Below are 12,108 nucleotides of genomic sequence, written 5' to 3' on the forward strand. Positions count from 1 at the left end.
GCATTTGACGGCCATGCGCAAACGCAAAAAAGCGTGCCGGCCAGCGGCCGGCACCTACCGATGAACGCGCCTGAAGGAAACCGCTCAAAGGTCGCGGGTTGAGGCCCTGATCAACACAGTTGCTACATGGACGTACTTGCGGCGTGTCACGCGAGCGGCGAGGACACCGCGCACTCGACCAACCAAGCTTTTGATCGCAGCTAAAACGGCGCCACGACTCAAAATCTCTGTACTTCATCTCTGCACTTCATTTGTCAACAAAGGCGAGTGTGGCCAGCATTTGCGACCATCGATGTAGCGTTCCAGAGGTCTTGTTAGCCGCTCTTAGCGGCCGGCACGCAACAGGCGCTTGTGCAAACCGCGCCGCTGCGCGTCGCTGAGCAGATGGCCATGGGTGGTCAACAATCCCAGGATCTGCTGATGCGCCTGCTCGGTGCGCCGGGCCAGCTCAGCGCTGGCGGCAGCTTCGATCGCCTTCCAGTCGGCGGGACTCGTTGGCGCGGGGATGGTCGAACGTTGTGCGGGCATGGGCGACACGATCACGGAAACAGGCGCTCATGATACGGCGAGTGCGTGAGCGCTCTATCAGCGCCGGCGGCCCTGCCCTTCAGCGGCGCACACACTCGGGGCCGGACAGCATGTGTGGGGCACGCCAACTGAAAGGATGCCGCGTTGCGGCTCGCGAGGTCTGCTCGATCGACCACGCCAGAGCGATGTGCTCGCGCCGCTTGCAATGCGCGAACTGCTGTACCACCTGAAGGCGCATGCGCTGGTGGGTCAGATGGCCATTACCGAGGTGGCGACGGTTCACCGGTAGAGAGGAAGCAATCGAGCGTGTGTTCCAGCTCTGCGAACGTGCACACCGTGCTGGACGCCACCTTCGCACTGCGATCGCGGCAATTGAGCATCGCCACCACCTGCGCCGGTTGGTGATCGCCCGGATACTTCCGTAGCGTGAGCTCGACTGCAACATCGCTGTGCCAGTGCGCCGTCTCCAACGACCAGCACGGATTGTCGAACCTCAGCAGCACCGTGCCAGCGCGTACATCGACGATCTGCGGGGTTTCCACCCACAACGACATCCGCGCTTCCCATGCAGTGACCTCGATGCGGTAGCTGCCCAACGGCGATTGCCGCCAGGCTGTGGCATCGCCGACCGTCACCTCACTGCGCCGCGTACTGCGCGTCGCTGACCTGTTCCAGCCAGGTCACCGGCGAGCCGTCCTGTGCCTCGGCGATGGCGATATGCGACATCGCCACCGTCGCGTTGGCGCCGTGCCAGTGCTTGACGCCCGGCGGAATCCACACGATGTCGCCGGGGCGGATCTCCTGCGCCGGCTTGCCCCATTCCTGCACACGCCCGGCACCGGCGGTGACGATTAGCGTCTGGCCCAACGGATGGGTGTGCCAGGCAGTACGCGCGCCCGGCTCGAAGGTCACCGTGGCACCGCCCACCCGCGCCGGCGCGTCGGTCTGGAATGGCGCATCGATACGCACCTTGCCGGTGAAATAGTCGGCCGGGCCGACTGCAGAGGCCACGCCACCGGCCTTGCTCACCCTGATTGCTTGTTGCTCTTCACCACCGGGCGTGACGGCGGCCATCATCGACAGCGACATCGCAGTTGCGAACAGATTCATTGCAGTGCTCCTTGATCCAGTGCTTGAACTGTAGCGCGCATGCGTACACCAACTACTCACCCGATTGCGCATGCACCTAGAAACACAGCGCATCAATGCGGGCAATGCACTCGGATTTGAAGCCATCACGTACCATCACGCATGATGCAGCCGCATGAATGGCATGCCTGACGTCGGCATTTGCATCGATGGCGCGTGAAAATCTCAACGATCTGCAGGTCTTCGTCACCGTGGCACGCGAAGGCAGCTTCACCCGTGCCGCCGCGCAACTGGGCGTCTCGCAGTCGGCGTTGAGCCATACCGTGCGCGCATTGGAAACGCGGCTTGGCATTCGTCTATTGACCCGCACCACACGCAGCGTGTCGATGACCGAAGCCGGCGCGCGTCTGTTCGAGACCGTGGCACCGCGCCTGGAAGAAATCGACGACGAACTCTCGGCGCTCACCGAATTTCGCGACAAACCGGCCGGCACCATCCGCATCACCACCGCCGGCCATGCCGCCGATGCCTACATCTGGCCGGCGCTATCGAAGGTGTTGCCCGATTATCCGGACCTCAAGATCGAGGTCACCGTCGATTACGGCCTGGCCGATATCGTCGCCGAGCGCTACGACATCGGCATCCGGCTCGGCGACCAGGTGGCCAAGGACATGATCGCGGTGCCGATCAGCCCGATGCAGCGCATGGCAGTGGTGGCGGTGCCCAGCTACTTCGTGCATCACACCATCCCGGCGGTACCGGCCGAACTGGCGCAGCACAACTGCATCGGCTTGCGCCTGCCCACGCACGGCGGCTTGCTGCCCTGGGACTTCGAAAAGGACGGACGCGAAGTCAAGGTGCGGGTGGACGGGCAATGGACCTTCAACGGCAGCAGCGCGATCCTGCGCGCCGCACTGGCTGGCGGTGGACTGGCGTTTCTGCCGGAAACCATGGTGCTGGAGCATATCGCCGCCGGCCGGCTGCGCCGCGTGCTGGACAACTGGTGCGACCCGTTCGACGGCTATTACGCCTATTACCCCAGCCGCCGCCAATCCTCCAGCGCACTCAAGGTGGTGATCGATGCGCTGCGGCACGATCTGGTGCGTTGACGCGGGCGCAAGGGGCGCCATGGGTGCCGCCCTGGAGACAAGGACGTACTTACGGCGTGTCCTGCGATGGTGCGCAGGCATGACTCTGCAGCCACGCCGCAGATCAGCCGCTCTACACCTGATTTATCCGCACTGCTCAATCACTCCAAAACAACCGAGACTTCGCGTCGTCGCGTCATTTGGATGTAGCCGAATACTCAACAGCCTGGTTAGTCGAGCGCGCGGTGCCCTCGCCGCTCGCGGGACACGCCGTAAACCCATCCCTGGGGGCTCGGTGGCGGCATCCATGCCGCCACACGGTCCCGCAAGCGGCGAGGACACCGCAGCAGAGAGTTTCCTGGCTGCTTTGTTGAAAGCCATGCACCGACCAACTCGACTGGTCCTTGCCCGCTCACCGTCGCGGGACCTTACGCGGCATGGATGCCGCGTAAGAGCCTACACGGACGTACTTGCCGCGTGTCCCGCGAGGGTGGGCGGGCAAGGACCCTGCAGCCAAGAAGCAGATCAGCCGCTCTACTACTTACCAACCAGCTTCTGCCGCTCCGGGCTGTACCGCTCACCGACAATCGCCACGGCATCCAACGCCTGTTGAATCCGCGCAAGATCCTCGCCGCTCAACGTCACAGCAGCGCCGCCCAGATTCTCTTCGAGTCGATGCAGCTTGGTGGTGCCGGGAATCGGCACGATCCACGGCTTGCGCGACAGCAACCACGCCAATGCGACCTGTGTGCCGGCGTTGCATCTTTGTCTGCCGCGATGGCCTGGATGCGCTCGACCAGCGCCTGATTGGCCTGCCGCGCTTCGGCTGCAAAGCGCGGTACCTGATTGCGGAAATCGTCGTCGGAAAATTGCGTCTCGGCGTTGATGGCGCCAGTCAAAAATCCCTTGCCGAGTGGGCTGAACGGCACAAACCCGATGCCGAGTTCTTCCAGCGTCGGCAGCACGCTGGTCTCCGGCTCGCGCCACCACAGCGAGTATTCGCTTTGCAACGCGGTCACCGGTTGCACCGCGTGCGCGCGACGAATGGTGTCTGCACCGGCTTCGGAGAGGCCGAAGTGTTTGACCTTGCCTTCGGCGATCAAATCCTTGACGGTCCCGGCGACTTCTTCGATCGGCACCGCCGGGTCCACGCGATGTTGATAGAACAGATCGATACGGTCTGTCTTCAAGCGTGCGAGGCTGGCCTCGGCCACAGCACGAATCCGTTCGGGGCGGCTGTCGAGACCGGCATCGGCATGTCCGTCTTTGAAACCGAACTTGGTCGCAATCACCACCTGGTCGCGATGCGCTGCCAATGCCTCGCCCAATAGTTCCTCGTTGACGAAGGGCCCGTAGGCTTCGGCAGTGTCGAAGAAGGTCACGCCCTGCTCCACCGCCGCATGAAGCAGCGCAATGGCGTCCTTGCGCGCGGTCGCCGGCCCGTAGCCGTAGCTCAGGCCCATGCAACCCAAGCCCAATGCGGACACCTGTAGCCCGCTGTTTCCCAACTGTCGTGTTTGCATCGTTTACTCCCGCGGCACACGGCCGCATTGGATGAGTCGGCCGCAGGCGGCAACACCGCTGCAGCACCGATTCCACACCATAATCCTGCGCCACGCGCACATTGCACAGCGGCTGGCGCTAACGGTTATGAGCGCGCTTCATCAACGCAGTGGTCGGCATGCGTGTCATGAAGCCAGTGATGGGCGCATACAAACGCGATAGACACACGCAAGCGCGATTCCAGCGCGCCTAGAACCCGCTCGGCACTTCGCGCCTGGTTGTGCCCACCGTGCGCGCAACATCCGGCCGATACGCACGCAAGAACAGCGCGACCGCACCGCTCACATAGCGCTCCTGCTGCACAAAATCCGCATCCACGCCATCGCCACGCATCGCCGCATTTGCCGGCAAGCCGGTCATCAAGCCGAAAAAATGCACCGAGGCATCGGGCAGATTGTCGATGACCAGGTTGCCCCGCTCCACTTCGCGCGCCAGCAGCGCGCGCATCATGTTGTCGTAGCGCTCGAAGGACAGCGTCCACATCTCTTCGCGCATCTGGCTGGGCAACAACGGCGGCCGCACCAGGCCATACGCCGCATCGTCCAGCACGCCGCTGGTGGAGATCCGCAGCACCGCCTTGGCGACCGCCGCCAGGCGCTGCTCTAACGGCGCCTGCATCTCCAACAACGCGTCCCATCGATTGGGCGATGCATGCGCCAGTGCTTCCAGCGTGGTGCGGAACAGCACCTCCTTGGACGCGAAATGCGCATACACCGTGGCCTTGGACACCATCGCACGCTCGGCGATGGTGTCCATGCTGGTCTTGTCGAACCCCTGGCGCGGAAACAGCTGCCGCGCCGCCGCCAGAATCGCGCCACGTTTGTCGTGCGCGCGTCTGGGCGGGCGTGCAGGCGCGGCATCACCGTCCGTCTCAGCCATTGGGCTGACCTGTCGCGGTGGTGGCCACATTGGGCTCGGCCGATTGCAGCCAGCCGCCGCCCATCGCCTTGTAGAACGTCGCCAGATTGGTGAAGCGCGACAGCTGCGTGGTGATCAGGGTCTGCTGCGCGCTGTACAGCGAACGCTGCGCATCCAGCGCCTGCAGATAGCTGTCCACGCCGCGTTCGAAGCGCGCCTGCGACAGCCGGTAGCTGTCGGCAGTGGCATCCACCAGCGCCTGTTGCGCCTGCAATTGCCGGCCCAGCGTCTCGCGCTGCGCCAGCGCATCGGACACTTCGCGGAATGCGCTCTGGATCGCCTTTTCGTACTGCGCCACTTCGATAGCGCGATTGGCCTTGGCCATGTCCAGGTTGGCGCGGTTACGCCCGGCGTTGAAGATCGGCAACGTCAGCGTAGGCACGAAACTCCAGGCACGGGTACCGGAATCGAACAGGTTGGACAGACTGCTGGTGGACGAGCCCTGCGATGCGGTCAGGCTGATGCTGGGAAAGAACGCTGCGCGCGCCGCACCGATATTGGCATTGGCCGCCCGCAAGTTGCGCTCGGCTTCAAGAATGTCCGGGCGGCGTTGCAGCAACTGCGACGGCAACCCGGCCGGCACGCTGGCCAGCACGTTGCCGTCCACGCTGGCGCCATCGGGCAACGCACGCGGCAACAGGTCCACCGGCACCTGCGTGCCCACCAGCAGCACCAGGGCATTACGATCCTGCGCCACCTGCGCGGTGTAACGCTCCACATCCACCCGTGCGGTTTCCACCGTGGTCTGCGCCTGGCGCAGGGTGAGCTGCGAGGCCACGCCCAACTCGAAGCTGCGTTGCTGCAAGCGATAACTATCGCTCTGGCTGGTCAAGGTGGACTGCGCCAACTGCAGCAACTGCTGATCCGCCGCCAGCGTCAGATAGGCGGTGGCCACTTCGGCCACCAGGCTGATGTGCGTGCTGCGGCGGGCCTCGGCGGTGGACAGAAATTGCTGCAACGCCTGTTCCTTCAGGCTGCGCACACGCCCGAACAGATCCAGCTCGTACGCACTGATGCCGATGTTGGCGCTGTAGGTGCGAAACACCTGCGGCTGGCCCGGAATCGCCAGCTCCGCCGGGGTGCGCGCGTTATTGGAGGTGCCGGTGCCTTGTATCGAAGGCAGCAGCGCAGCGCGCTCCACCCGGTACTGCGCACGTGCTACTTCGATGTTGAGCGCGGCCACGCGCAGATCGCGATTGTTCTCCAACGCCAACGCGATCACCTGCTGTAGCGCGGGGTCGGTGAACACCTGCCGCCAGCCGATGTTGGCGATGTCCGTCGCCTCGTGGGTGCCGGTGCTGTTGGCGGTGTTGGCGGCGTCGGTGGCGTTCGAAGCAATGGTGATATCGGTGCCGGCAAAACGTTCCGGCACCGGCGCGTCGGGCCGTGCATAGCGCGGCATCAGCGTGCAACCGGACAGCACGCTGGCCACCGCGATCGCGGTCAATGTCATGCGAATCGGGGTCATCTCAGTGTCCTGTCGGTTGCGGGGCGGGCGAAGTGGGCTGTGGTCGGCGCTTGAACAGGCCCATCACCAACACAAAGAACAACGGCACGAACAAGATCGCCAGGATCGTGCCGGACAACATGCCGCCGATCACGGCGGTACCCAACGCATGCTGTGCGCCCGCACCGGCACCACTGCCGAGTACCAACGGCACCACGCCCAGGATGAAGGCCAGCGATGTCATCAAGATTGGCCGCAAGCGCATGCGTGCCGCTTCCAATGCCGAGTCGATCAGGCTCTTGCCGCTTTCATGCAGCTCCTTGGCGAACTCCACGATCAGGATCGCGTTTTTCGATGCAAGGCCAATCGTGGTGAGCAGGCCCACCTGGAAGTACACATCGTTCATTTTCCAGGTCAGCATCGCGCCCAGCAGCGTGCCGAACACGCCCAACGGCACCACCAGAATCACCGAGAACGGAATCGCCCAGCTTTCGTACAACGCGGCCAGACACAGGAACACGATCAGGATCGACAGGCCGTACAACAGGCCGGTCTGGCCGGTGGAGGACTTTTCCTGCCGCGACAACCCGGTCCACTCATAGCCAATACCCGGCGGTAATTTGGCCGCCGCCGCTTCCACGATCTGCATCGCCTCACCACTGGATGCCGCGCCGGGCAGCGCCATGCCCAGGATTTCCACCGACGGCACGCTGTTGTAACGCTCCAACCGCGGCGAGCCCGATTGCCAGCTGGCGGTGGCGAAGGCGTTGAACGGCACCATGGTGCCGGCGCTGTTGCGCACGAACCAGCGGTCGATGTCCTGCGGATTCATGCGGTACACCGCATCGGCCTGCAGCATCACCTTCTTGACCCGCCCCTTGTCGATGAAGTCGTTGACGTACACGCTGCCCCACGCGCTGGAGAAGGTGTTGTTGATGTCGGCGATCGACACGCCCATGGCCTGCGCCTTGTGCGAATCGATCTCCAGCTTGAACTCGGGCGTGTCTTCCTGCCCGTTCGGGCGTACCGCCACCAGGCGCTTGTCCTGCGACAGCTCGCCCAACAATTGATTGCGCGCCTGCATCAAAGCTTCATGACCGAGGTTGGCGCGGTCCTGCAGCATCAGGTCGAAGCCGGTGGCATTGCCCAACTCTGACACCGCCGGCGGTGCGAACGCGAACACCCTGGCATCGCGGATGCCGGCGAAAAAGGCACCGGCCTTGGCAGCAACATCGGTGACGCTCTGCCCCTTGCCGGTGCGCTCGTCCCACGGCCGCAGCTTGACGAACGCCAGGCCGGTATTCTGGCCGCTACCGGCAAAACTGAAACCGGACACGGCGAAGACACCAGCGACCGAATCCTTCTGGTCGACCAGAAAGTGATGTTCCACCTGCTTGAGCACCTCACCGGTGCGCGCATCGGTGGCACCGGGCGGCAACTGCACCAGCACGAACAGCGTGCCCTGGTCTTCGTCCGGCAAAAACCCCACCGGCAATTTCATGAAGCCGAATACCACCAACGCCAGCAGCGCGGCATAGGCAAGCATGTAACCCCAGCCCTTGCCCAGCATGTGCCGCACCACGCCCTGGTAACGGTTGTTGCCACGATCGAACACGCGGTTGAACCAGCCGAAGAAACCGGTGGTGGCCAGGCCATGGCCTTTTTCCACCGGCTTGAGCAAGGTGGCGCACAAGGCCGGAGTCAGGATCATCGCCACCAGCACCGACAAGGTCATAGCAGACACAATCGTGATCGAGAACTGCCGATAGATCACACCGGTGGAGCCACCGAAGAACGCCATCGGCACGAACACCGCGGCCAGCACCAACGCCACACCCACCAACGCACCAGAGATCTGATCCATCGATTTACGCGCGGCTTCCTTGGGCGACAGGTGTTCTTCGCCCATCACACGCTCGACGTTTTCCACCACCACGATCGCATCGTCCACCAGCAAACCGATCGCCAGCACCATCGCGAACATGGTCAGCGTATTGATGGTGAAACCGAACACCGCCAGCACGCCGAACGTGCCCAGCAACACCACCGGCACCGCAATGGTGGGGATCAAGGTCGCGCGGAAGTTCTGCAGAAACAGATACATCACCAGGAACACCAGCACCACCGCTTCGATCAGCGTGTGCACCACCTGCTCGATGGAGATCCGCACGAACGGGGTGGTGTCGTACGGCTTTTGCACCTTCATGCCGGGCGGGAAGAACTTCTCCTGCTCTTCCAGGCTTTTGTCGATGGCGCGCACGGTATCCAGCGCATTCGCACCAGTGGCCAGCTTGATCGCCAGACCGGCAGCCGGCTTGCCGTTGTAGCGGCCCACCGTGTTGTAACTCTCGCTACCCAGTTCGATGCGCGCCACATCGCGCAACCGCACCTGCGCGCCATCGGACTGCGTGCGCAGCAGGATGTTTTCGAACTGCTCGGCCGTCTTGAGCCGGGTTTGCGCGGTGATGGTGGCATTGAGTTGCTGATTAGCCACCGCCGGCAACGCGCCCAACTGGCCCGCCGAGACCTGCGCGTTCTGCGCCTGGATCGCGGTGCGGACATCCACCGGGGTCAGGCTGAAATTATTCAACTTGTTCGGGTCCATCCACACCCGCATGGCGTACTGCGAGCCGAACAAGGTGGTGTCGCCCACGCCTTCGACGCGGCTGATGGTTTCCTGCACGTTGGCCGCCACGTAATCGGACAGGTCCGAATCGCTCATGCTGCCGTCTTCGGAAGTGAAGGCCAGCACGTTGAGGAAGTTGGTGGCCGACTTGGTCACCGTTACGCCCTGCTGCTGCACTTCCTGCGGCAACAATGGCGTGGCCAGCGACAACTTGTTCTGCACCTGCACCTGCGCGGTGTCCGGATCGGTGCCGTTGTCGAAGGTCAGCGTAATGGTCACCGCACCGCTGGATTCGCTGGTGGAGGCCATGTAGCTGAGGTGGTCCAGCCCCTTCATCTTCTGCTCGATGACCTGGGTGACGGTGTCTTCCAGGGTCTGCGCCGAGGCGCCCGGGTAGTTGGCGGTGATGGCGACGGCCGGCGGCGCGATGCTGGGGTACTGCGCAATCGGCAGTGTGGCGATGGACAGGATGCCGGCCAGCATCACGATGATGGCCAACACCCAGGCGAAGATCGGACGATCGATGAAAAAGCGTGCCATGACGTGTGATCCCGCCTCAGTTGGCCGCACGCGGTGCGGTTGGGGCGGAAGGGGTGCCGGCTGCATGACCACCAGCAGTCGCGGGCTTGCCCTTGGGCTGCCACGGCACGGTCTTGACCTCGATGCCGTCGCGGGCGCGCGAGACGCCTTCGACCACCACCTGCTCGCCGGTCTTCAGGCCACTGCGCACCAGCCACTGGTCGCCCACTTCGCGGTCGGTTTCCAGCACGCGCAATTGCAGCTTGTGATCGGCACCGACCACGAACGCGGTCGGCTTGCCGGCGCCATTGCGCGAGACCGCCTGCTGCGGCACCAGCACGCCCTGCTCCTTGATGCCCTCCTGCAGCACCGCGCGCACATACATGCCCGGCAGCAACTCCGCATTCGGGTTCGGGAACACCGCGCGCAAGGTGATCGAGCCGGTGTTCTGGTCGACGGTGACATCGGAGAACGCCAGCTGGCCCTGCAGCGGATAGGTGCTGCCGTCTTCCAGCAGCAGCGACACCTTGGCCGCATCGTCGCCGGCCTTTTCCAGATCGCCGCGCGCCATCGCCTGCCTGAGCCGCAATAACGCCGCGCTGGGCTGGGTGACGTCGATATAGATCGGGTCCAGCTGCTGGATGGTGGTCAGCGCGGTGGCCTGGTTGGCGGTCACCAACGCACCGGGGGTCACGCTGGAGCGGCCGATGCGACCGGAGATCGGTGCATCCATGCGCGCGAACGCCAGGTTGATGCGCGCGGTCTCCACGCTGGCCTTGCCAGCAGCCACATCGGCCTCGGCCTGGCCCAGCGCAGCATCGGTGTCGTCGCCCTCCTGCTGGCTGACCGCCTTGATCTGCACCAGCTCGGTGTAGCGCTGGGCCTTGAGTTTGGCGGTGCGCAGATTGGCCTGCGCCTTGGCCAGGGTGGCCTGGGCGCTGGCATAGCTGGCCCGATAGGTCGCCGGGTCGATCTGGTACAGCGTCTGCCCGGCCTTGACGTCGCCGCCCTCGGTGAACTGGCGCGTCTGCACGATGCCGCCCACTTGGGGGCGAACTTCGGCGATCAGGTAGGGAACGGTGCGTCCGGGCAGTTCGGTGGTGAGCGTCACCGGCTGCGGTTTGACGGTCAACACGCTCATCTCGGGCATGCCCTCAGCCGGCGGCGGACCTCCCGGCGGGCTGCCGCAGGCACTCAGCAGAACGGTGGCGGCAACGGCAGCGGCAAGCACAGGCAGGCGAAACGAAGCATGAGGACGCACGAGAAGGTCTCCGACGGGACGCATGAGGATTAAATCTAAACGGTACGGTTTGGTATCCTAATAAGCTCATCCGTAGCCGTCAAGCATTCCTGCCCAGTCGGTATACTTAAAGTTCAAAAGTGGAGTGAGTGGATGCGGGTCAGAACCGAAGAAAAACGCGACGCCATCGTGCAGGCGGCCAGCGAGGTCTTCCTCGAGCTGGGCTTTGAAGGCGCCTCGATGTCGCAAATCGCCGCCCGCGTGGGCGGCTCCAAGCGCACGTTGTACGGCTACTTCCCGTCCAAGGAAGAGCTCTTTATCGCCTTCGCCCAGGACACGTCCGACAGCTACATCGACCCGATGCTGGATGCGCTGACGCGCAGCAGCGGCCCTGTCGCCCAGACGCTGCAGCGCTTCGGCGAAGATCTCCTTGGCTTCCTCTGCGCACCCAGCTCGATCACGATCTGGCAGACCATCATCGGGGTGTCAGGACGCTCGGACGTCGGCGCGCTGTTTTTCAATGCCGGCCCCGAAGAAGGCATGCAGCGCATGGCCGAGTATCTGCAGCAGCAGATGGACCTGGGCCTGATGCGGCGCGGCGACGCGACCCTGGCCGCCAAGCAACTGGGCGCGCTGCTGGAAGCGCAAACCCTGATGCCCTGCCTGTTCGGCGCACTCAAAGACCCATCGCCGGAGTATCTACGCGATGCGACGCAACGCGCAGTGGAGCTGTTTCTGGCGGGCTATGGATGCAAGAACACCGCTGCGTGATGATCGGCGGTGTTTGATACGTTGGGTAAGCGATGAGTCGCTAACGCTCTCGCTTCTGCGGCTGCACAGCATTCGTGCACACGCGTGATGTTCGAGGCTTTGTTGGTGTGACAACAACGGCGCATTTGTGTGCAGCGGATTGCTGCGTCTGCGCACTGCCTGCAACTAAGAGCGGCTAACAAAACTACTTCACGCCAGCCTACTGCACAGGCCGGCGGATCTGCTGCCTGGCTGCAGGGCCCTTGCCCGCCCACCGTCGCGGGACACGCCGCAAGTACGTCCATGTAGGCTCTTACGCGGCATCCATGCCGCGTAAGGT

Annotated in this window: 9 protein-coding genes and 2 pseudogenes; 2 read left to right on the forward strand and 9 right to left on the reverse strand. The window is 63.8% G+C overall.

Annotated features, from left to right (window positions below):
• Positions 1-324 precede the first annotated feature (324 nt).
• The 3 genes from ABS769_RS21530 to ABS769_RS21540 form a co-directional block, all read right to left on the reverse strand.
• Entirely contained in the window at positions 325-528 is a 204-nt protein-coding gene (locus ABS769_RS21530) for a hypothetical protein (protein ID WP_006450229.1), read from the reverse strand.
• Between the two features lie 260 nt (positions 529-788).
• On the reverse strand, positions 789-1,163 hold the full coding sequence (locus ABS769_RS21535) for a hypothetical protein (RefSeq protein WP_317063184.1): 375 nt from the start codon (positions 1,161-1,163) through the stop codon (positions 789-791).
• Position 1,164: 1 nt separating this feature from the next.
• The gene (locus tag ABS769_RS21540) at positions 1,165-1,638 is read right to left on the reverse strand and encodes a (R)-mandelonitrile lyase (RefSeq protein WP_317063183.1); all 474 of its coding nucleotides are present in this window, start codon (positions 1,636-1,638) and stop codon (positions 1,165-1,167) included.
• 188 nt (positions 1,639-1,826) lie between these two features.
• Here ABS769_RS21540 and ABS769_RS21545 point away from each other — a divergent pair, with 188 nt between their 5' ends.
• The gene (locus tag ABS769_RS21545) at positions 1,827-2,726 is read left to right on the forward strand and encodes a LysR family transcriptional regulator (protein WP_317063182.1); all 900 of its coding nucleotides are present in this window, start codon (positions 1,827-1,829) and stop codon (positions 2,724-2,726) included.
• Between the two features lie 209 nt (positions 2,727-2,935).
• Here the strand turns inward: ABS769_RS21545 and ABS769_RS21550 are convergent.
• The 6 genes and pseudogenes from ABS769_RS21550 to ABS769_RS21575 form a co-directional block, all read right to left on the reverse strand.
• A pseudogene (locus ABS769_RS21550) lies at positions 2,936-3,133 on the reverse strand (hypothetical protein); the annotation flags it as partial.
• A 109-nt stretch (positions 3,134-3,242) separates the two neighbouring features.
• Positions 3,243-4,228 (reverse strand): annotated as a pseudogene (locus ABS769_RS21555) (aldo/keto reductase).
• 229 nt (positions 4,229-4,457) lie between these two features.
• Positions 4,458-5,147, reverse strand: a complete 690-nt coding sequence (locus ABS769_RS21560; RefSeq protein ID WP_317063181.1) for a TetR/AcrR family transcriptional regulator — start codon at positions 5,145-5,147, stop codon at positions 4,458-4,460.
• A complete protein-coding gene (locus tag ABS769_RS21565) occupies positions 5,140-6,654 on the reverse strand; it encodes an efflux transporter outer membrane subunit (protein WP_317063180.1) in 1,515 nt (504 codons plus the stop codon). Before ABS769_RS21565 ends, ABS769_RS21560 begins: the two co-directional genes overlap by 8 nt.
• Position 6,655: 1 nt before the next feature.
• On the reverse strand, positions 6,656-9,799 hold the full coding sequence (locus ABS769_RS21570; RefSeq protein WP_317063179.1) for an efflux RND transporter permease subunit: 3,144 nt from the start codon (positions 9,797-9,799) through the stop codon (positions 6,656-6,658).
• Between the two features lie 16 nt (positions 9,800-9,815).
• A complete protein-coding gene (locus ABS769_RS21575) occupies positions 9,816-11,039 on the reverse strand; it encodes an efflux RND transporter periplasmic adaptor subunit (RefSeq protein ID WP_317063178.1) in 1,224 nt (407 codons plus the stop codon).
• A gap of 132 nt (positions 11,040-11,171) precedes the next feature.
• Between ABS769_RS21575 and ABS769_RS21580 the strand changes: the two genes are divergently transcribed.
• Positions 11,172-11,789: a TetR/AcrR family transcriptional regulator gene (locus ABS769_RS21580; RefSeq protein ID WP_317063177.1), complete on the forward strand. Its 618-nt coding sequence runs from the start codon at positions 11,172-11,174 to the stop codon at positions 11,787-11,789.
• The last annotated feature ends 319 nt before the right edge of the window (positions 11,790-12,108 follow it).

Source organism: Xanthomonas hortorum (assembly GCF_040279205.1).
GTDB lineage: Bacteria > Pseudomonadota > Gammaproteobacteria > Xanthomonadales > Xanthomonadaceae > Xanthomonas > Xanthomonas hortorum_F.

Excerpts from the sequence above, each read along its gene's own strand:
- ABS769_RS21560 (WP_317063181.1), bottom strand. The coding sequence starts at position 5,147 with ATGGCTGAGACGGACGGTGATGCCGCGCCTGCACGCCCGCCCAGACGC.
- ABS769_RS21540 (WP_317063183.1), bottom strand. The coding sequence starts at position 1,638 with ATGAATCTGTTCGCAACTGCGATGTCGCTGTCGATGATGGCCGCCGTC.
- ABS769_RS21530 (WP_006450229.1), bottom strand. The coding sequence starts at position 528 with ATGCCCGCACAACGTTCGACCATCCCCGCGCCAACGAGTCCCGCCGAC.
- ABS769_RS21570 (WP_317063179.1), bottom strand. The coding sequence starts at position 9,799 with ATGGCACGCTTTTTCATCGATCGTCCGATCTTCGCCTGGGTGTTGGCC.
- ABS769_RS21565 (WP_317063180.1), bottom strand. The coding sequence starts at position 6,654 with ATGACCCCGATTCGCATGACATTGACCGCGATCGCGGTGGCCAGCGTG.
- ABS769_RS21580 (WP_317063177.1), top strand. The coding sequence starts at position 11,172 with ATGCGGGTCAGAACCGAAGAAAAACGCGACGCCATCGTGCAGGCGGCC.
- ABS769_RS21545 (WP_317063182.1), top strand. The coding sequence starts at position 1,827 with ATGGCGCGTGAAAATCTCAACGATCTGCAGGTCTTCGTCACCGTGGCA.